Annotated in this window: 15 protein-coding genes and 4 pseudogenes; 10 read left to right on the top strand and 9 right to left on the bottom strand. The window is 67.6% G+C overall.

Features of this window, described 5'->3' with window-relative positions; all coding sequences use genetic code 11:
- On the top strand, positions 1–1,353 hold the full coding sequence (locus ACIQZN_RS33820; RefSeq protein ID WP_404002360.1) for a transcriptional regulator: 1,353 nt from the start codon (positions 1–3) through the stop codon (positions 1,351–1,353).
- A gap of 50 nt (positions 1,354–1,403) precedes the next feature.
- Entirely contained in the window at positions 1,404–1,934 is a 531-nt protein-coding gene (locus tag ACIQZN_RS33815) for an NUDIX domain-containing protein (protein ID WP_404002358.1), read from the top strand.
- A 77-nt stretch (positions 1,935–2,011) separates the two neighbouring features.
- Here the strand turns inward: ACIQZN_RS33815 and ACIQZN_RS33810 are convergent, their stop codons facing one another.
- Positions 2,012–3,124, bottom strand: a complete 1,113-nt coding sequence (locus ACIQZN_RS33810) for a hypothetical protein (protein WP_404002356.1) — start codon at positions 3,122–3,124, stop codon at positions 2,012–2,014.
- 351 nt (positions 3,125–3,475) lie between these two features.
- Between ACIQZN_RS33810 and ACIQZN_RS33805 the strand changes: the two are divergent.
- From ACIQZN_RS33805 to ACIQZN_RS33785, 5 genes and pseudogenes are all read left to right on the top strand, one after another.
- Positions 3,476–3,919: pseudogene (locus ACIQZN_RS33805) on the top strand (HNH endonuclease family protein); the annotation flags it as partial.
- Between the two features lie 325 nt (positions 3,920–4,244).
- Positions 4,245–4,601 carry a hypothetical protein gene (locus ACIQZN_RS33800; protein ID WP_404002460.1) on the top strand — a complete coding sequence of 119 codons (357 nt, stop codon included), beginning with the start codon at positions 4,245–4,247 and terminating at the stop codon, positions 4,599–4,601.
- A 791-nt stretch (positions 4,602–5,392) separates the two neighbouring features.
- Entirely contained in the window at positions 5,393–6,559 is a 1,167-nt protein-coding gene (locus tag ACIQZN_RS33795; RefSeq protein WP_404002354.1) for a hypothetical protein, read from the top strand.
- On the top strand, positions 6,556–6,906 hold the full coding sequence (locus tag ACIQZN_RS33790; RefSeq protein WP_266412414.1) for a hypothetical protein: 351 nt from the start codon (positions 6,556–6,558) through the stop codon (positions 6,904–6,906). The genes ACIQZN_RS33795 and ACIQZN_RS33790 overlap by 4 nt, the downstream gene beginning before the upstream one ends.
- 252 nt (positions 6,907–7,158) lie before the next feature.
- Positions 7,159–7,398, top strand: a pseudogene (locus tag ACIQZN_RS33785) (transposase); the annotation flags it as partial.
- A gap of 25 nt (positions 7,399–7,423) precedes the next feature.
- On the opposite strand, the gene ACIQZN_RS33780 reads toward ACIQZN_RS33785, so the two are convergent.
- From ACIQZN_RS33780 to ACIQZN_RS33755, 6 genes are all read right to left on the bottom strand, one after another.
- Positions 7,424–8,761, bottom strand: a complete 1,338-nt coding sequence (locus ACIQZN_RS33780; RefSeq protein WP_404002351.1) for a hypothetical protein — start codon at positions 8,759–8,761, stop codon at positions 7,424–7,426.
- A 1-nt stretch (position 8,762) separates the two neighbouring features.
- On the bottom strand, positions 8,763–10,538 hold the full coding sequence (locus tag ACIQZN_RS33775; protein WP_404002350.1) for an Hsp70 family protein: 1,776 nt from the start codon (positions 10,536–10,538) through the stop codon (positions 8,763–8,765).
- Complete coding sequence (locus tag ACIQZN_RS33770; protein ID WP_404002348.1) at positions 10,535–11,761, bottom strand: hypothetical protein; 1,227 nt, start codon at positions 11,759–11,761, stop codon at positions 10,535–10,537. Before ACIQZN_RS33770 ends, ACIQZN_RS33775 begins: the two co-directional genes overlap by 4 nt.
- Positions 11,758–12,669 (bottom strand): hypothetical protein, encoded by a 912-nt coding sequence (locus tag ACIQZN_RS33765; RefSeq protein ID WP_404002345.1) that lies wholly within the window; start codon positions 12,667–12,669, stop codon positions 11,758–11,760. Before ACIQZN_RS33765 ends, ACIQZN_RS33770 begins: the two co-directional genes overlap by 4 nt.
- 316 nt (positions 12,670–12,985) lie before the next feature.
- On the bottom strand, positions 12,986–13,573 hold the full coding sequence (locus ACIQZN_RS33760) for a thiopeptide-type bacteriocin biosynthesis protein (protein ID WP_404002343.1): 588 nt from the start codon (positions 13,571–13,573) through the stop codon (positions 12,986–12,988).
- Positions 13,574–13,957: 384 nt separating this feature from the next.
- Complete coding sequence (locus ACIQZN_RS33755) at positions 13,958–14,296, bottom strand: lanthionine synthetase LanC family protein (protein WP_404002340.1); 339 nt, start codon at positions 14,294–14,296, stop codon at positions 13,958–13,960.
- A gap of 249 nt (positions 14,297–14,545) precedes the next feature.
- Between ACIQZN_RS33755 and ACIQZN_RS33750 the strand changes: the two are divergent.
- Both ACIQZN_RS33750 and ACIQZN_RS33745 read left to right on the top strand, forming a co-directional pair.
- Positions 14,546–15,079: pseudogene (locus tag ACIQZN_RS33750) on the top strand (hypothetical protein); the annotation flags it as partial.
- Positions 15,080–15,108: 29 nt separating this feature from the next.
- A complete protein-coding gene (locus tag ACIQZN_RS33745; RefSeq protein WP_404002337.1) occupies positions 15,109–15,879 on the top strand; it encodes a transposase in 771 nt (256 codons plus the stop codon).
- Positions 15,880–16,073: 194 nt separating this feature from the next.
- On the opposite strand, the pseudogene ACIQZN_RS33740 reads toward ACIQZN_RS33745, so the two are convergent.
- Both ACIQZN_RS33740 and ACIQZN_RS33735 read right to left on the bottom strand, forming a co-directional pair.
- A pseudogene (locus tag ACIQZN_RS33740) lies at positions 16,074–16,163 on the bottom strand (DUF4031 domain-containing protein); the annotation flags it as partial.
- Between the two features lie 433 nt (positions 16,164–16,596).
- On the bottom strand, positions 16,597–17,457 hold the full coding sequence (locus tag ACIQZN_RS33735) for a 3-hydroxybutyryl-CoA dehydrogenase (protein WP_404002334.1): 861 nt from the start codon (positions 17,455–17,457) through the stop codon (positions 16,597–16,599).
- Positions 17,458–17,692: 235 nt separating this feature from the next.
- Between ACIQZN_RS33735 and ACIQZN_RS33730 the strand changes: the two genes are divergently transcribed.
- Positions 17,693–18,943, top strand: coding sequence for a glycoside hydrolase family 10 protein (locus ACIQZN_RS33730; protein ID WP_404002331.1), 1,251 nt, complete (start codon positions 17,693–17,695; stop codon positions 18,941–18,943).
- Positions 18,944–19,217 lie beyond the last annotated feature (274 nt).

Below are 19,217 nucleotides of genomic sequence, written 5' to 3'. Positions count from 1 at the left end.
ATGGGGCCCAAAGAGCCCAATACCGCGCTTGAGGCCCTGATCGAGGAGGCGGGCGTCTCCCGGGCCGGACTGGCCGCCCATGTGAACCGGGCCGGCCGTGCGCGCGGTCTCGGACTGCGGTACGAGCACACCGCCGTCGCCCGCTGGCTGAAGGGCCAGCGCCCGCGCGGCCAGGTGCCCGACCTGATCTGCGAGGTGCTGGGAAACCGCCTGCGCCGGGCCGTTTCGCTGGACGACATCGGCATGGCGGGCCCCGACGGGGGCCACCCGCCGGCCCAGGGCTCCTCGCTCACCGGCTTCGTGGAACGGGCCACCGCGGTGTGGCGCTGCGACGCCCAGCAGCGCCCCCATGTGGTCGCCGCCCCGGCCGTCACCGGGACCGGCGCCGTGATGCCGGTCTGGGAGTGGGAGAACCCGCCGGAGGACGCCGATGTGTCACGGACCGGGCCGGCCGGGGTCGGCGTGGCGGACATAGCGACGCTGCGGGCCGCCCGTGACCACTACGAACTGATGTACCGCAAGGCGGGCGGAATCGCGACGCGTCCGCGCGTCGTCGGCTTCCTCAACGCCGGGGCCGCCCCGCTGCTGCGCGGCGGCTACAGCGATGCGACGGGCCGTCAGCTGCACCGCGCGACGGGCGCGTTGGTGGCCGTCGCGGGCATCTGCGCCTACGACTCCGACGCGCACGGCCTCGCCCAGCGCTACTTCCACCAGGCGCTGCGGCTGGCCAAGGCGAGCGGGGACCGCGCGCTCGGCGGCTATGTGATCGCGCTGCTGGTCAACCAGTCGCTGTTCCTCGCCGAGTTCCGCCAGTCCGTCGCCTTCGCGGAGGCGGCCCTGCGCGCGGCCGGCCGCGAGATCACCCCCGCGCTCGCCGCCGACCTGCACGCGATGCAGGCCAAGGCGTACGCGAGGCTCGGGGACCGGGCGAGCGCGCTGGCGTGCATCGGCCGCGCCGAGTCCGAGGCCGCCCGCATCCGGCCGGGCCGGGAGCCGGACGAGACGGGCTATGTGCAGCCGGGCCTGGTCGATGTGCAGGTGGCGGAGGCGCTGCTCAGCCTCGGGGACCTGCCGGCGGCCCGGGAGCACGCGGTGGCGGCGGTCCGGACCCCCGCGCACGACCGGGGCCGGGTCCACCGCCTCGCCATGCTCACCACGGTCGAGCTGCGCCGAGGCGAGGCGGACCGGGCGGCGGCCACGGCGGTCGAGATGGCGGACCGGGCCCGGGGCATGGAGTCGCAGCGGCTGCGCGACCGGCTGCGGGCGGTCCGCGCGGACCTGGCCGCCAGCGGGAGCGCCGACGCGGAACGGGCCGCCGAACGCGTGGAGGGGGCACTGCGCGTACCGCTGTGAGCCGAAGTCTGCTGCGATACCGCCACCAACGATCGAAAGGTGGCAGAACTGTGCAGTGGGCGAACCTGAACGAACAACCCGTGTACGAGAACCCGTGGTTCCGGGTCAACTTGGCCGATGTCGAGCTCCCCGACGGCGGCCGGCTCGATCACTTCGTGATCCGGCTGCGCCCGGTGGCGGCCGCCACCGTGGTCAACGCGGCGAACGAGGTGCTGCTGCTGTGGCGGCACCGCTTCATCACCGACAGCTGGGGCTGGGAGCTGGCGGCGGGCGTGGTCGAGGACGGCGAGTCCCTGCCGGCGGCGGCCGCCCGCGAGATGGAGGAGGAGACCGGCTGGCGCCCCGGCCCGCTCCACCCCCTCCTGACGGTGGAACCGTCCAACGGCCTCACCGACGCCCGGCACCACTTCTACTGGTCCGAGGAGGCGAACCGGACGGGCGAGCCGCACGACGCCTTCGAATCCTCACGCCGCGAGTGGGTCCCCCTGAAGCTGATCCCGGACCTGATAGCCACCGGCGACATCCCGGCGGCGGGCATGGCGGCCGCCCTGCTGATGCTGCACCACTTACGACTGGGCTGAGCCGTGTCCCGTGCGTGCGGGGGCCGCGTGGCTCTCGCACGCACGTCCGGCGGGCCCCCGGACGCCGTTCTCACGCATCAGGCCGAGGAGAGCTGCTCCGCGATCTCCTTGATCCACGCGGCGCTCTTCGCAGGGGCGTCGAGGGAGTCGGCCCATTCCTGCGGGGTCCGGCGGTGGTTGGCCGGGCCCGCTTTGAGTGCGACGAGGAGGGCTCTGGCCGACTCCCGCACGGCGGCGGACGTCTCGCCACTCCCGTCGATCCCTGGGCCGGCCGCCAAGCCGTAGATCTTGCGCGCCATGGCCTGGCGCTCACCGTTCTCCACCTTCTTCCAGAACTTCAGGGCCTCCTTGAGCGCGTCCGGCCGGGAGGCGGGCTCGGCCGGGGTCTCGTCCGCCGCCCAGCGTTCCGGGTGGCGGGCCCCTTCGTAACGCTTCACGCCCGCGCGGCCGGCCTTGTAGGCGGTGACACCGAGGATGAGGCCGGCCGCCCCTGCGGCCAGGCCCCAGCAGACCGGATTGCTCGCCGGCCCGGCGCCGCCCGCCGTGGCGGCGATCGCCGTCACGATGCCGCCCGCGGCCTTGGTGGACTCGCCCACGGCGGTGAGGGCCTGCTTGCCCATCTTGTTGCGCTGCTTGCCCAGCGCGTAGGAGTGCACGGTGTTCATCGTGTTCGCGTCTTCGGCGCGCCGGATGTCGGTCGCCGCGTCACGAGCGGCGCCCGTCGCCGCCCAGGCCGCGTCGATGGCCTCGGAGACGCGCGCCATCCGGTCCTCGCCCTCGTGGTCCCAGTGGCCGTCCAGCGCGACGTCCGCGTCGTCGGCGGCCCGTTCGGCCTCCTGCCGTGCCCGGTTCAGCCGGGCCATGGCCCCGTCGTCGGTACGGTCGTGCTTCTCGAGCCCCTTCAGGGCGTGGTACTTGCGGGCGGTCAGCCCGCCGCGCGTCGCCGCGCGGGCACCCTTCACCGCTCCGACGACGCTGGAGCCGATGCCGCTCGCCTCGGATGCCGCCGCGGCGTGCGCCGCCATCCGCGCCTTGGTCAGTTCCTTGGCGATGCCGAGGGCGTAGTTCCCCGAGCCGGCGGCACCGATGACCGCGTCGGCCATCTTGGAGTTGGCCTTCTTGTCCGCGGTGTGGAAGGCGGCACCGTCCTTGTGCTTCGCGGCGTCCTTGCTCGCCTTGACCGCCTCCATGCCGCTGAGTACGGCGCCGGTGGCCTCCGTGAGGAGGTTCTCCGACGCGGCGGCGGACCCGGACGCGCCGAGTGCTTGAGGCCCTCGCTCGCCGTCGCGGATGCCTGCTGGGCGAAGCCCGCGTTGGCGGGGACATGGACGCCCTTGACGAACGTGTCGATGAGTTCGAGGTTCTTCTTGAATTTGTCGAGGATCGCGGCGATCCGGTCGCGGTAGCTCTTCGGCCCGGGGGGCGGGGCGGCGCTCTCCGGCTGCTTCCCCTCGGCACTCCCGCCGGCGCGCTGCACCGCCACGATCGCGGCCTGGTTGCCGAAAGTGGACTGGATCGCGAGGAGGGGGTGGCCCGGTGCCATGAGGGAGGCCGTTCCCGCTCGGTCCCCGTCCTGGTGCTGCCGGGCCCGGGCCAGGACTGTCGCCGGCCAAGTTCTCGCCGAGGACGCCATCGACGGCGAGACCCCACAGGACGTGCACGCCCGACTCCAGCACACCCTGGGCAACCTGACCCTCACCGCTCAGAACTCCGAGCTCTCCAACCACCCCTTCGACCGCAAGCAGGACCTGCTGCACAGCAGCCACCTGGAGCTGAACCGCCGCATCGCCGCCACCGACCGCTGGGGCGCCCGCGAAATCGGCGCCCGTGCCGCCGAGTTGGCCGAGCGGAGCCGCGACTGGCAGCTCGTCCACCAGGTCCTCGCCGCCCTGCCGCACGACGCCTGGACCTCGTACGGCGACCTCGCCGCGTACATCGGCTCCGGCGCCCAGGCGGTGGGCAACCACCTCGCCCAGACCGCAGGCGTCGTGCAGGCCTACCGCGTCCTCAATGCGGAGGGGCGGATCGCCGACGGCTTCCGCTGGGCCGGCCCGCAGCCGGAGGGCGAGGACGTACGGGCGCGACTGAACGCCGACGGCATCCACTTCACCCAGACCGGGGCTGCGGACCCCGCCCAACGACTGACCAGCAGTGACCTGGCACTGCTGCTGGCCGTCCCCGACCAGGAGCAGTCTTCGGAGGGCGCGGTGGCGGCGGGGCGCGACGGAGCGGAGCCAGAGGAAGAAACCCGGGCCGAGCGGTTCTTCCGCCCAGCTCACCGCGGACGACACCCCCGAGACCGTGGGCGCGGTGCGTACTCTCCTCGCCCGGTGGGAGGAGCTGGGCGGCTGGGTCGGCTATGGGGTCGGCCAGGTCACCACCAGCGCCTTCCTGATGCTGGGTGCGGCAGGTCTCCCCGGCGCCGGGATCTGGCCGCTGGTGCTCTACCCCGGCGGCGGACGCGGTGGTTCGGCGGAGGTGGTCTTCCAGTACCTCGCCACCCGCGAGCCCTTCACCGACCGCCCGCTGCGTACGGAGCTCCTCGGCCGCGTCAACGGCTTGGACGGCGTCGACATTCCGGAGGGGAAGCTGGACTTGCGTCCCAACTTCCGGTTGGCCTTGCTGGAGAAGGACGGCAACCGCGACGCGCTGCGTCCTGAGCTCTGAATCCGGCCCCGGGACTGGTGGGCTCGCATGTTGAGGGTGTCGCGTATTCGAGCTGAGATGCGGAGCTCTATCTCAGTGCGTCGACCATTCATGCGGGACCCTGGACTCGAACCCGCTCCTACGTCGCCAGAGGGAGATCATCTGGCTCCGTATGAAGCGCTACGACGCAAACGGCCTGGTCAGAAGCAGTATGGGCACATTCCGCTGATCGTCCGCGGGGTTGACCTCGACGATAACGGGATGGCCGAGCAGCTCGCTGTTCGCCTGGTCGATTGCGCCTGACACGCGACCGGGGAACAGGTAGTCGCCACGTTCATCACCACGTCGTCCGATGCGGACTGCTGCGGTTGCGGCCGCAGCAGTCCGCATCGGACGCGTGCTGCCACAGGCCTCTGTAGAGCGCGTCGACGAGCAGTTCGTCTCGGTTGCCGACATCGCCGCGCGGGCCGGTCTGAGCCATGAAGCTTGCGCCTGTGGGCAGCAGGGAAGAGGCGTACCAAGGGTGAACCGTTCCCGGCTCCCCGTGCCCAGGTGGGTCAGGGGCGGACTGCCACCAAGATCTGGAGCTGGCCGGAAATTCTCGTGTGGTTCGAGGCCCACTACTCCCTCAACCTCGAGCCCGACACAGCCTATCTTACGCCGCAGCAAGTGGCACGTCTCAACGCTCTTCTTCAGGAGAGTGGGCAGGGGTGCTGGCGACCTTTGGTAACGGTCAGCGGCACACGCACGCTCTAAATTCCCCTGCAGTCACGGTCTTCACGCTGCGAGGGGAACCTCGGTATGCTCCTCATATGCAAGTAAAGAAAGCAGCGCTGGAGCAGCACATTGCAGTGTTCGGCGAGAGTGGCAGCGGGAAGACCGTCATGCTCTCCTCCTTCTATGGAGCGACGCAGGAGCCTCAGTACCTGCAGAAGAGTCTGTTCCATGTCGTGGCGGACGAAATGGGACAGGGCACTCGGCTGCATCGAAACTACCTTGGTATGAGGGAGTCGGCGCGACTGCCCGCAACCAACCGTTTCTCCGCCACGTCCTATTCTTTCTCGATCAGGCTGAAGGACGGGTCCGACGCTAAGGCCAATAAGGCCAGGCCTTTCGACGCCCTGCGCCTTGTCTGGCACGATTACCCGGGTGAGTGGTTCGAGGAGGACGTGAGTGGGCCGGAGGAGGCCCAACGCAGAGTCGACACGTTCATGTCCTTGCTGAACTCTGATGTCGCTCTCCTACTGGTGGACGGTCAGCGGTTGCTGGACAACGCCGGACAGGAAGAGCGGTACCTGAAGTCGCTGCTGACCAATTTCCGTAACGGACTGCTGTCGATCAAGAGCGATCTACTGAAGGACGGCAAGCCCCTCGTTGAATTTCCGCGTATCTGGATCATGGCACTGTCAAAGTCCGATCTGCTGCCGAACCTGGACGTGTTCAATTTCAGGGATCTCCTCGTGGAGAAGGCCGGCGATGACATAGTCGAATTGCGTGGGGTGATCGCTGGGCTGGTGGAGGCCAGTGACGCGTTGTCCGTGGGTGAGGACTTCGTGCTGCTTTCGTCAGCGAAGTTCGGTGCAGAAAAGATTGAGGTGACCAAGCGCGTCGGCCTGGAGTTGATCCTCCCGCTGGCCGCCATGCTTCCATTCGAGCGCCACGTCCGATGGGCCCAGTTGAAACAAATCCCTGTGAAGGTGGCGGAGAGTCTACTGGGCGGGGCGGGAGCTTTGGCCGCTGCGCTGGTCGGTAGCAAGGTCAAGCTGCCTGGTGCGGTAGGTCTTTTGCGGAACGTCGTCGGCCTCGTGCTCTCGAAGGAAGTCTTGAACGAGGCGGCCAAGGTGGCAGGGGATAAACTCAAAAACATCAACTCCGAAGCGATGGCCAAACAGAACTATCTCACCGCCACGTTGTCCCGCTTCCGGATGGACCTGGACAGGGGAGAAGAGGAGCAGGTCTTTCTTAGGAGCGTCAAGTGAGCCTCATCTGGGCCACGCGTGGGCGGACCTGGGGTTTCCGGTTTCTCCGAGACGGGGGATTCGGGGATCCACTCCAGGTCTACGACGACGCCTTCTCGGATGTCGGGGACGAGCCGGAAGTCTGGTGGCGCGTCGCCGAGAAGGGGGCGCTGCGTTTCCCGGATCCCTTGGGACGCAAGGACAGGGCCGGCAGAATCATCCCCCACGAGTTCGTTGTCCTCGGGCCCTTGGCCAATGAGGTCGACTCGGTCGAGTGTGCTCGTCAGCTGGTCTGGCCCCAGGTTGCCGACGTATTCAGCCGCATCTGGGAAATGCCCGAGCCGCCCCCGCCCGGCGAGGGACTTTAGCGACACAATTGCCGCTGCCGCCGGGCGGTGAGTCGCGTCACGCTCGCTGCCTGCCTGCCTGCCTGCCTGCCTGCCTGCCTGCCTGCCTGCCTGCCTGCGGGCGAGGCGATAGACGCCTTAGGTGATGTCCAGAATGATGTCCACGGCTGCCCAGAGAGCAATGATGAGGCCTATTCCGATCGCGGTGCCGACGTCGCTTCGTTCTGACACGTGGTTAGAAGTCATCTCAATTGACTCGGTAGCCTGTTGTCCATGGCGGGGATTGTTGAGCGTCTGGTGCCGGAGGAGTTGTGGGAGCTGTTTCCGCGAGTGGTGCCGGAGGCGCCGTCGCGACCTCAGGGTGGCGGTCGGCGCCGTCACGGCCACCGTGAGGTGCTGGCCGCGATCGTGTTCGTGGCGACATCGGGATGCACGTGGCAGCAGGTTCCCTCCGCGTCGCTCGGTCCGTCGGGGGCTACGACTCACCGCCGGTTCACCGATTGGGCGAAAGCATGAACTGCGCTAGGCCGACCAGGCGTTAGAGGGCTCGTAGCCTCTCGATGTGGTGTCGCTGCTGTTTGTCGTCCTGTTTTATGTGCACGCTGACAAGCACTCTACGGCCGTCAGGCTTGTAGTAGATGCGGCCAAGTCGCTCCCTTCCCGCGATGCCCGTTGCCAATTTCGTCACCTCGAACCAGCCACACATTCCCTCAAGGTCCTTTCCAACAAGGCGCCCAGAGTCGATCTCAGCTAGTGCTCTCATCGTGGACGCCGGCGAGTCGAGGTTGGCGATCACGTCGACTGCATCGAGAACGAACTCGAGGCGGCTGAACGCCTGAGGCAGGAATTCAATGACACCGCCTCGCCGGGGCCGTTGCGCGGTCGCGGCGCGAAGTCGCTCAGTTTCCAGCGCCTCAAGTTCCGACACCCTCCCAAGGAGTGCGTCTACCTGCGCCGCCAAGCCGCCAGCGCATGCTCCGCTTTCTGTGACTTCCGATTCGGCCGCTCGCACAAGCTCCAGCAGCAAGGAGTTCTCGGCAAGAGCTAGTTCTCGAAGCTCCTCGGCGTCAGAGAGGCTCCTTACCAGCTCCGCCGCGTCAGTCAGGCCTCCCAGGCCTTGTCGGAGCACGGAGAGTTGCTCGTGTAGATCTGCATGATGGCGTTCTGTAAGGGCAACGGATTCTCGATATCGATGCTCGCTCGCTTCGGCGTTCGCGAGATCGTGACGGAGCTGCGCGAGCTCACGTTCAGCTGCCTCGCCCTTCCGTGTCGCGACGTAAAGCTGGTTGAGCAGTTCCTCGATTCGCGCCTCTGCATCAGCGAGTCGAGCGGTAGTCGGATCCGTGACTGGCACCGTCGGCGCAAGAGACGACGGCGGCGCGATGACAGCCCCGACGAGCGCAAGTGCTTCGGCCTGGCTGCCCTTGAACCGAAGACGCGCGAACCAGTCGTAGAAATTGCCGTCGGCTGCTGGGCGATGGCTTACGTCCCAGCGCTGGACGCTGAGATCTGCGCCCTCAAGTGCTGACACCAAACTGCTGGCGACGCGCTCTGGCGCGTTGAAGACGACGTAATGCCCGTACTGATTGGTCTCGAGGGGCCACTCGACGTCGAAACCACCGGCCTTCTCCAGCGGTTCATCGACAAGGGGAGCGTACGGAACCTCTGCTCCGGCGAACAGGAAACGATCGCAGTCCGCAAGTTCCCAACTCGATCCGCCCAAGTCGATGAGATCGCCCTGCCGGAGTGGGTAGACGGCGCCCGCGTACGCGACGCCCGCATATCCATCGGGGGTCAGACGAATCGGACGGCGGACTCCCGACTCGACTTCCGTTCCGTGGTCAAGGACTCGCACGAGTGCCTTGGCGCTCGCCACGTCACGCCGATCCGCATCGGCACTTCGGGTGCCCCCACTGGCGCTTGCAGACGGAGCACGGCTGGTAGTACAGGTGTTCCCGCACCTGGGCTTCTGTCGCTCCGTCGCGCACGTGGCGGGCGAATGCCCCTGAGTTGTGCCGATATAGCACGTCGCCGGGAATAGCCGCCTTGTCCGTGTACCTCGCCACATTCGCACGGACGACCAGTCCTGCCTGTGGCACGACTATGGACTCCTCAGGTGCTTTTGGGCCTGCGGCACCACCTCCGGGCATAGCAGAAGCCGGGAGGCCAAGGCCGAACTCCAGGTCGTAGTACGACGCCTTGACTCGATTGTGCTTCTGGCTCGATGACGCCTCGACCGACAACACCAAGTCGTCGTCGAGAAGAACCTTCAGTTCGAGGCGCTCATGAAGTGGCGGCGCGGCCTCATCGACGCCGATTGTGATCATTCCCAGCGACGTTCGACGCTCGCTCGCCTGCGGATGCGATGACAAGTCGGTCGGAGTGGCGATCGGGAATTTAGCCTTCCCGTCCGTCGGATCCGCGCAGTACAGGTGGAGAGTTTCGTGCTTGGCCTCTCCACCGAGAGGCATTTCTGTGCCCGCAGCGAGGAGTGGCATCAAAGACCCACGGGCGAGCTCGAGCTCGACAGGCTTTGCCAGTCGGAGCCTCTGTTGGTCATGTGCAATCCACGCAGCCCCTTGTGAGATCAATGTGGCACTGTTCGTCGGCACCTCAACTCGGTCCGGACCAAACAACTCGTACAGCCGGCTTCGAATCGCGGGCATGGCCGCCATCCCGCCGACCACGACGACTAGCGAGACCTGGCCGGGTGCCATCGACAAGCTGCCGAGCAGCGACTCGATCTCATCAATACCTGCCGTCACGAGTGGCCGTGTGATCTCTTCCAGCTCCTGACGTGTGAGCTGGTACTGCAACGTGGCCCCTGATTGGAAATAGCTTGGCCGGTAGAATGTCACGTCAACGCGGTCCGCCGATAGCTCGATCTTGTTCCGTTCCGCGTCCTGGAGAAGCCGGAGTTCAGCCTCAGGGATCGCAAGGTCACGGTCAGTGGCACTGCCGCGAGCCCGAACGCGCTTTACGACCTCGTCGCAAATCACCCTGTCGAACTCGTCGCCGCCGACCTGGGCCGAGCCACCGTTGCGAAGTTGTCTCACCTGTTCTTCGTCGACCCGGCAGAGAGTCAGGTCCAGCGTTCCGCCGCCCCAGTCGACAACCAGAACGTTTCGTCGTGCAAGCCGCCGCGCCATCTCCTCTGGGTCGTTTGCTCCCCGGATGAACCCATACAAGGCGGCTAGCGGCTCGTGGACGAACTGGGCTACACGCATCCCGGCCCCGGCGAACGCCTCTCGCAGGGCCGCGCGTCGGTGCCCATTCATTGTCACGGGGATCGTGACCACAGCGCTGTCGAGGCTGCCAAGCACCTTCCGCTGCGGACTGCGCAGGGACTCCGATCGGACGTGCCGCACGACGTCCGCAACGACGTCCACCGGGCTCCGGTCGACGCCTCCGACGGCGATTACTTCCTCGCCGAGGAGAAATTTTGGCGATTTCACCGTGTTGCCGTGCACCCCGATGCCCGCCGCACCCAACGCGTCCTTGGCTTCGCGGCCGACGACTACCTGCTCGCCTTCGTACCGGACGATCGAGGGATGTGGTCGGCCAGTCTCGACATCCATCACGTCGATCACGCGGTCACCAACTACTACCGAAACCAGACTGTTGGTCGTTCCGAAGTCGAACCCGACGATCATGCGAAGCCTCCGGACGCGTTCTTCAGCTGCTCGACCTCACGGGTGAGGGCAAGCAGGGAACGGTCGAGGAACTCCTCCGCGACGTTGGGCGCACCGTTCCGGAGTGCGTGCAGGCCATCGGTAAGCAGATCGATCTCACCCCCGAGACGCCGGATGATGCGCGTTCGCAGCGTTTCGTAGTCGTCCGTCATGTGGCTCTTGTCGACCACTCTGTTATCGCGCTCAGCCGCGAGCTCCTTTTGTAGTCGCACCACGTCGGCAGAGAACGCGTCGGCGCGAGCCATCGCAGATTGCTCGCGCTCCTCGACGGCCGAAAGGTCACTGCGGAGCCGAGTCTCGCGATTCTGAGCAGCGCCAGCCTCATGCTCGAGTTGTGTGACCTGGTGCTCCAAGCGGGCGAGCCGGGCCAGGTAGTTCTCGCCGACGATCCCGAGCACGTCGAGATCGCGGCTTGCCACAACCTCGCTGGCGGCTCGCTCTAGCCCTGTTACCTCCGGGGCCTCGTACCTCCAGACAGAGCCGTACGATGCATCGAGGAACTGATCCAGGGTCCACTCACGCTGGAGCACGCGGAGGAGGCCGTAGCACGCGATCGCATTCTTGACGAGGCGCTCACTGTCAGCGGTCTTGAACTGCTCCGGGGACAGCCCAAGATCGTCGGCGCAGACCTGCCGGGCCATGCTGCGAAGGTGTTCGGTCGAGAGCTGCGGACCCCTACAGGGATCGACCAGCTGGTTCACCCAGACCCGGAACACCGGGCTGTGGCCCAGTGCGACTACCGCGAGGTCAAAGAGCCGGTTCAACGCCGGTGCGAGGTCACCATTCTCGGCGCGTTTGAGCGGGATCCCCTGGCGCGCCACATACTGAAGCAGCTTGAACGGGGCCGACAACGTTGGGTCCGTCGGCGCGAGATCCGCGACCAGCGCACTCTCCGATGCGATGCCCTCGTCGGTGATCGCCAGCTTCTTGAGGGTCTCCTTTGGGAGGTCAAGCAGTCGAGCGTTCGACTTGTAGGCGAACGTCAGCAGGTCGCCGATCGAGGTAATGACCGGCTTTGTCTTCGTCTTGGATGTGGCCCGATGCGAGCCCTCTTCCACAACGGATGCCGTCGGCGCATTGTCAGTAGGTGCGGCCGAGGCCGTGCCGTCGCCGGTAGCGGTTGCCGGCGCGGGAGCGCTCGGCCCCGACTCCGCGCCGGGCTCTGGAATGGTCTCGTCGCTCAACGTCCTACCTCTTGCAGTCGGGTCCGAAATCCTGCGTACCAGGCGCCGGTCTCATTAGAGTGCCTGAGCGCCTCGCCCTGTCGTGATGCGCCCTCGGTGTCTCCCGCAGCGAGCAGCGCCTCAGCGGCGATGAGCCGGACCTTGAACTGGTCCTGGGGCCGGAGCTCGCCCAGCAAGGGCAACAGTTGGGTAACCACGGGTGACTGGGTCCCGTCCAAAGCCGTTGCACCGACGTCCAGGAGGTTTTCGGTAACGGAGTCACTCAACGCCTGATCGAGGCTTCCGTGCGACCGGTCGGCCAGACTTGTCGTGACGAAGTCGCCGCCTGCGAGGAGGGAACGGAACCGCGCCGCAACATCGGAGACGCGGTGGCTGTTGGTCTTGCGCACGGCGAGTTCGAACTGGTTGTAGTGCAACGCGACCAAACCGCAGATCGCCTCCGCCGCGGACCGGTCAAAGGTCGACAGCAGAGAGACAGCACCGTTGTACCGCTGCTCGTACAGCGGCGCACCCGACGCATCTACCCGGCCGGGGTCCTCGACCGCCTCCCGCGCAAGCACGCCGTACAGGTATGCCGCCAGACCTTCGCGGTAACGGCGGGCCGTCACCCCGCGGCCGGCACGCACGATGAAGGTGTCGATTGCGTTGCGACTCAACTCGCGACTGGAGATGAGCTTCTCCAAGGCCTGGTCGACGAGGCAGAGGTCCTCTTCCTCTGCAAGGCAGAAATCGAACTCGAACGTTCGCTCCAGCGGGCCATTGAAAACTGCCACTGTCTGGACGCCAACTTTCACCGAGGCAAGGTAGCCGGCGGCTTCAGATGTCGAGGTCTCGCGGCCGTTGACGGTGATGGATTCGGCATCCGAAGTCACCCAATCGGCGAAGACACTGGAGCTCGTGACCATCAAGCGCGTGCGCCCGCACTCTCGTCCCCTGAAGAGGAGGGTAGGCCGCTTAGTCGCATGACCGTCGAAGTGGTGCGCTCGGCGGGCGCGCTCGGACGAGAAGACGAGTCCACACTCAGTGCAGGGAAAATCAGGGGGCTTTGGCGGGGCTTGCAGTCCGACCGACTCGAATCCGGTTGGCTCATGGAACTCCATGTAGCCGGTGTGCCAGAACCCCACGAACCCCACCTGTCGCTGCCTGATCCGCGTCCCCTACGCCTTAGGAAGGCTAGTCGGAGCGCAGGGACTTTGCGAGGTAAGAGGCTCTGTTCGTAGCGGGTCACGCCCCGTTCTCTCCGCGGAGGATCGCTGCCCTGGCCGCCCAGGCGAGGATGCTCTGTCCCCGCATGGACAGTCCGAGGCGGTTCCAGTGGAAGATCACGTGGTAGCTGAGCACCTGCCGTAGCCCGCGGTCGAGGGTTCCGTCCTGGACGGCGTGGCCGAGCGCCTTTCCCGCGTCGCGGAAGGTGGTGGCCCACTCGTCGACGGGCGCCAGCAGTCCGCCGGGGCGCAGCAGGGCGTTGGTGTCGGCGAAGAGCAGAGGCCGGATCTCCCGGGCGCGGGTGTCGAGGCTGGTGGTCGGGACGTTGTTGATGGCCGAGCGGTGTTCTTCCGTGATGACGAGGTGCCAGACATCCCCTTGCTCGTACCACTCCAGTTTGGCCGCGCGCATCATGAGTGTGCAGAGGAGGACGGACAACTCGCGTGGTCCCACGGCCAGATCGCCGCGCTGCCGAAGCCGCTGTGCCTCGCGGCTGTCGGTGATGAACAGGGCGTGCGCGGCTGTCATGCCGGCTGCCCCTCCGAATGCTGTGGTCTCCGGCTCGTAGATGCCGGGCCCACCATCGGTGGAGTTGCCCTTCGGCAACGAGGCGGTCCAAGTCGTTGCCGACAGCCAACTTGTCCCCGACTGTGTGCTGTACGCGTAGACGCAGGCGCCAGCATGGGTGCTTGCCGGTGTACCACCAGCCGTCGATGGCGCCGGTGGCTTCAGCGTCTTGCAGGACAGGTAGCAAGTGTGTGGCGAAGGTGGTGTCGGCGTTCGCCCAGTCGGTGAAGTGGAGGTATGCGTGCCACCAGTCGGTGGTGGCGGAGCGACGGTCCAGGGCTTCTCGGCCGACTTGGTCGTAAACCTCGACGGCGCTGGACAGGGCCACGGCGTCCATCCCGTACCGGCGCGCGGCGTCGGCGATCGGTAGCCTGGTGAGGACGGCGAGGACCGCGTTCGGGGTCAGGGGTGGTTCCGCCTGGGTCAGTTGATCAGGAGACATGAGTCCCATCCGGTGATCGAGGCCTGCTGTGCGGCATAGGTGGTGAGGGCGAGCGCGGTGCCGACGTCGCCGTTGACCAGCCCGGTCGTGGGGTGGCTGCCGGGTTGGGCTTGTGCGACGAGGGCGTCGCCGAGGTGCTTCGGGAGGTGCTGAAGTCGGTGGTCGAGGGCGTCGGCGGCGGCGCGGGTGGTGGTCTGGTAGATGCCTGCCCAGCCGTGGCACAGACCGGAGTCGGTGACGTGGGCGAGCTGTTTGGGGTCGGTCAGGGCGCGGTACAGGGCGTGACGCGGCACATGAAGAGACGGGGCGACGAACGCCATGAGGTACGACCAGAGCCGGGCGGACCAGCTCGATGAGGCGATGCTCGAATCGCTGCTGTCGGAAAGCGCAGTGGAGTCACTAGGGCAGTGGCTGGCCGACCCAGAGCGTGGTCGGCGGTACGCAAACGGCAGTGGCCCTCACATCATTTGCTACGTGCCGTCCACGTGGATCGACGCAGCACAGTGGCCCACGACCTTCGCTGACCGGGCAGCGACCAATACAGCTTCGGTGAGCCGAGCCGAGCCGAGGTCGTGGCCGCGGTCCGGGCTGCAGAGCAGGCCGAGAGCTGGGCACAGGCATTCGTGGCCACGCAGGTGTGGGGTTACGGTGTTAAGGGCTACGGCCCGTATCGCACTTGTCGGGTGCTTGCCCAGCCTGGTGCTGAGTCCGTCCTCACCGAGGCGGTGTCCTTGCTCGTCGACGAGGGTGCGGTCGCAGCCTACGAGGTGCTGAGTACTGTCGATGGTCTCGGGCCAGCGTTCCTCACAAAGTTCCTCTACTTTGCGGGCTTGGCGCTGCCAGAGGTGAAGGGCCCGCGCCCGCTCATCCTCGACAGCGTGCTCGCCGGGGTCCTGCGTCGGCATGCCACGAAGGTGGGGCGTGCAGTTGGCTACGAGTGGTCCGAGGCGATCACCAAGCGGATCTGGTGCGACCGTGGCTGGAGTTCCCACCGCTACGACGTATACCTCCGGTGGATGTCTGCCGCCAACGACCGACTTGTGGCCGCGTCGATCGACTGGCCCGCTGCTCCAGACGTGCTCGAGCTAAGGGCTGTCCCGTAACTGCTGGCCACGGGTGAGATGATCTTCCTGTGGCTGGTGTGATCACGGCGTCCGAGCCGTCCTGGATAGCCCCGTTCACCAGGCTGAGCCCACGGCAGTTCAGCAAGCTGATCACTGCGCTGCGGCGCAAGGGGGCGGACCCGGTCCGCAAGGGCCGGCCCTGGAGCCTGTCGCTGGAGGACCGGGTCCTGCTGGTCGCGGCGTACTGGCGGACGAACCTGACCATGCGCCAGCTCGCCCCGCTGTTCGGGGTGTCGAAGTCGGCCGCCGGCCGCATCATCGACCACCTGGGCCCTGCGCTCGCGCTCCAGCCCCGCAAGCGGTTCCGCAAGGACACCGTGCTGATCGTGGACGGCACCCTGGTCCCCACCCGCGATCACGCCGTCGCCGAGCAGTCGAAGAACTACCGCTACTCCACCAACCACCAGGTCGTCATCGACGCCGACACCCGCCTCATCATCGCCGTCGGCCGGCCACTGCCCGGAAACCGCAACGACTGCAAGGCGTGGGAACTGTCCGGTGCGAAGGCCGCCGTCGGCAAGACGACGGTGATCGCGGACGGTGGGTACCGGGGCACCGGCCTGGTCATCCCGCACCGCCGGGAGCGCGGCCAGGCCGAACTCCCGGCTTGGAAGGAGGAGCACAACACCTCCCACCGCAAGGTCCGGGCCCGTGTCGAGCACGCCTTCGCCCGCATGAAGACCTGGAAGATCCTCCGCGACTGCCGCCTCAAAGGCGACGGCGTCCACCACGCGATGCTCGGCATCGCGCGCCTGCACAACCTCACCCTCGCCGGGTGACAGGTAGACAGGCTGGTCAACCGGCATCCCGTAGATCATTTACGGGACAGCGCTTAGCCCTCTTTAGCGCCGCAGGGAACCCGGATTGACCATGTTGCCGGGACGTCAGCTTCGGGCGCCTCTGGCTCAGATAGTTGTGGGGTGGGGGCTTCGTCCGAGTCCAACAACCTCGATGATTCGAGCCGCGCCGCGCCCGGCGCGGGTCGTCCCTTCGGCCGGCGCAGCCCCGCCTCAGTGATGCGGCGGAGCAGTTCCTTCGAGCCGATCTCCCACGCCCCGCTTCGGGAGTGCCCGATCCAGTGGCCGGATGCCTTCGGACGGAGCAGCACGAGGTCGCAGGGGGCAACCTGCCACAAGTCCTCTGACGAGGCACGATGCTACTCGGCGGCACCACGCAGCACCCAGTGACGTGATCGCTCACGGCTCTTGTAATGCGTTGGTCTCGAGGCGAAGCTGCCAGGGACTTTTCAGGGACTTTCAGCTTTGTCTGAGGGACATACGAGGGCGTTTTCGCAGTACAAGCACGGAAGGCTGCGACAGCGCTGAAAGGCTCAGGGCTTCGGGCTCGCGCATCCGCGCAGTCGCTCCGTAGCGCTCCGGCAGGGCACCGGGTCGGCAGTAGAAGAAGAGGCCCTTCGGGGCCGCACACGGTCCTTACCTCGGAGAACGTGTTCTGGCGGGCCCGGCGGCGTGCGCGCCGGGCCCGCCGACGGGCGGTCATGCGTACGGGTAGAACCCCGACCCCGACTTCCGGCCGAGCCGGCCCGCGTCGACCATGCGCTGGAGCAGCGGGGGAGCGGCGTACAGCGGCTCCTTGTACTCGGCGTACATGGAGTCGGCGACCGAGGCGACCGTGTCCAGGCCGATGAGGTCCGCGAGCTTGAGCGGGCCCATCGGGTGGGCGCAGCCCATCTCCATGCCGTTGTCGATGTCCTCGCGGCTGGCGATGCCCGACTCGAACATCCGGATCGCCGAGAGGAGGTACGGGATCAGCAGCGCGTTGACGACGAAGCCGGAGCGGTCCTGGGCGCGGATCGGGTGCTTGCCCAGTATGTCCTGGACCACGGCCTCCGCGCGCTTGATCGTCTCGTCCGACGTGGTCAGCGCGGGGATCAGCTCCACGAGCCGCTGCACCGGCGCCGGGTTGAAGAAGTGGATGCCGATGACCTGGTCCGGGCGGGAGGTCGCGACGGCCAGCTTCACCAGCGGGATCGAGGAGGTGTTGGAGGCCAGGATCGCGTCCGGGCGGGTCACCACCTGGTCGAGCACCTGGAAGATCTCGGTCTTGACCTGCTCGTTCTCCACGACGGCCTCGATGACGAGGTCGCGGTCGGCGAACTCGCCGAGGTCCGTGGTGAAGCTGAGCCGGGCCAGGGTCTCGTCCCGCTCCTCCGCCGTGATCTTGCCGCGCTCGGCGGCCTTCGACAGGGAGTTGTGGAGCCGGGTCCGGCCGATCTCCAGCGCCTCGCCGGTCGTCTCGGCCACCTTGACGTCGAGGCCGCTGCGCGCGCACACCTCCGCGATGCCCGCGCCCATCTGGCCGCAGCCCACCACTCCGACGCGTGCAATGTCGGCCATAGAGTCCGTCACCTCGTGCCTTTCGCTGTTCCCGTTCGGCGGCTTCCGTCTGGTTCCGGGCTCCACCACGACTCCCCGACGTTACTCCGCGCCTTACCAGGGATAGCAGGCCGGGGCGTGCATGCTCGGCTCTGGACACCCCCTGTGCCCGGAATGCGGGGATACGGCGGGGCTTCGACGTGTACGGAGAGAGAGCGGGTGCGACGCGATGCGAGGCAGGGACCGGAGAGGGTTCGTGACGGGGGCGGCCGGTGCGGTCGCCGGGGTGGTGGGAGCGGCGGCGATGGCCGGTGACGCGGTCGCGGGGCCCGGGCGGGCGCGGGCCCTGCCCGGGCCGGCCGCCGCGCGCGACGTGGTGCGACGCGAGCTGCGCGGGGTGTGGGTGGCGACCGTGGCCAACACGGACTGGCCGTCGAAGCCGGGCCTGTCCGCCGCCGCGCAGCGCGACGAGCTGGCCGCCCTCCTCGACCGGGCCGTGGAGCGGAAGCTGAACGCGGTGATCCTCCAGGTCCGCCCGACCGCCGACGCGCTCTGGCCCTCCGCGTACGAGCCCTGGGCCGAGTGCCTGACCGGGACGCAGGGCAAGGACCCCGGCTGGGACCCGCTGGGCACCGCCGTCCGGGAGGCGCACGACCGGGGCCTGGAACTGCACGCCTGGTTCAACCCGTACCGGGTCGCCAACCACACCGACCCGTCCCGGCTGACCTCCGCCCACCCCGCGCGCCGCAATCCCGGCTGGGTGCTCCCGTACGGCGGCAAGCTCTACTACAACCCGGGCCTGCCCGAGGTCCGGACCTTCGTCCAGGACGCGATGCTCGACGCGGTCCGCCGCTACGACATCGACGCCGTGCACTGGGACGACTACTTCTACCCGTATCCGGTGGCCGGCCAGAGCTTTGCGGACGGCGCCGCCTACGAGAAGTACGGCGCCGGCTTCCCGGACCGGGCGGCCTGGCGCCGCTACAACACGGACCGGCTGGTGCGCGAGATGTCCGAGCGCGTCAAGGCGCTGAAGCCCGGCGTCCGCTTCGGCGTCAGCCCGTTCGGCGTCTGGCGCAACGCGGACACCGACCCGGCGGGCTCGCGGACGAGGGCGGGGGTGCAGACGTACGACGATCTGTACGCGGACACGCGCGGCTGGATCAAGAAGGGCTGGCTCGACTACGTCGTCCCGCAGCTGTACTGGCACATCGGCAACGCCGCCGCCGACTACGCGGAGCTCGTGCCGTGGTGGTCCGACACCGTGCGCGGGACGGGCGTCGACCTGTTCATCGGCGAGGCGCTGTACAAGTGCGGCGACCCGGCCCAGCCCGCCGCCTGGCAGGACCCGGCGGAGCTGTCCCGCCACATCGACCTCGCCGCCCGGCACGACCAGGTCCGCGGCCACGCGTACTTCTCGGCGAAGAGCGTGGCGGCGGACCGGATCGGCGCGATGGACCGGGTGGTCGCCGACCACTACCGGTCGCGCGCGAGGCCGCCGCTTTAAGGGCCTGTCGTCACATTCCCGTCTGCCGGGCGACGCCATGCACGCACTCTCGCCGCACCGGCCCCAGACCCCAGTACGTCCAGTACTGGGGTCTGGGGCCGGCACGCCGAGAGCACGCACCTGACGCCGCCCGGCCCGCCCTCCGGGCGGACGACGGGAATGTGACGACAGGCCCTAGCTGTTCTGTCCGAGGAGGTTGTGGACGGGTGAGTCATATCTCGGCTGAGGGATCTTGAACGGGTGAGGGCCTTCCGGGTTCGGTGTGGATTGCGAC

Source organism: Streptomyces sp. NPDC097595, assembly GCF_044761525.1.
Lineage (GTDB): Bacteria > Actinomycetota > Actinomycetes > Streptomycetales > Streptomycetaceae > Streptomyces > Streptomyces drozdowiczii_A.
This window is presented reverse-complemented; position numbering and strand designations above follow the sequence as displayed.

Bases quoted from the DNA above. Each gene is read 5' to 3' on its own strand.
- ACIQZN_RS33810 (WP_404002356.1), bottom strand. From the start codon at position 3,124: ATGGAGGCGGTCAAGGCGAGCAAGGACGCCGCGAAGCACAAGGACGGT.
- ACIQZN_RS33735 (WP_404002334.1), bottom strand. From the start codon at position 17,457: ATGGCCGACATTGCACGCGTCGGAGTGGTGGGCTGCGGCCAGATGGGC.
- ACIQZN_RS33755 (WP_404002340.1), bottom strand. From the start codon at position 14,296: ATGGCGTTCGTCGCCCCGTCTCTTCATGTGCCGCGTCACGCCCTGTAC.
- ACIQZN_RS33775 (WP_404002350.1), bottom strand. From the start codon at position 10,538: ATGATCGTCGGGTTCGACTTCGGAACGACCAACAGTCTGGTTTCGGTA.
- ACIQZN_RS33820 (WP_404002360.1), top strand. From the start codon at position 1: ATGGGGCCCAAAGAGCCCAATACCGCGCTTGAGGCCCTGATCGAGGAG.
- ACIQZN_RS33795 (WP_404002354.1), top strand. From the start codon at position 5,393: ATGCAAGTAAAGAAAGCAGCGCTGGAGCAGCACATTGCAGTGTTCGGC.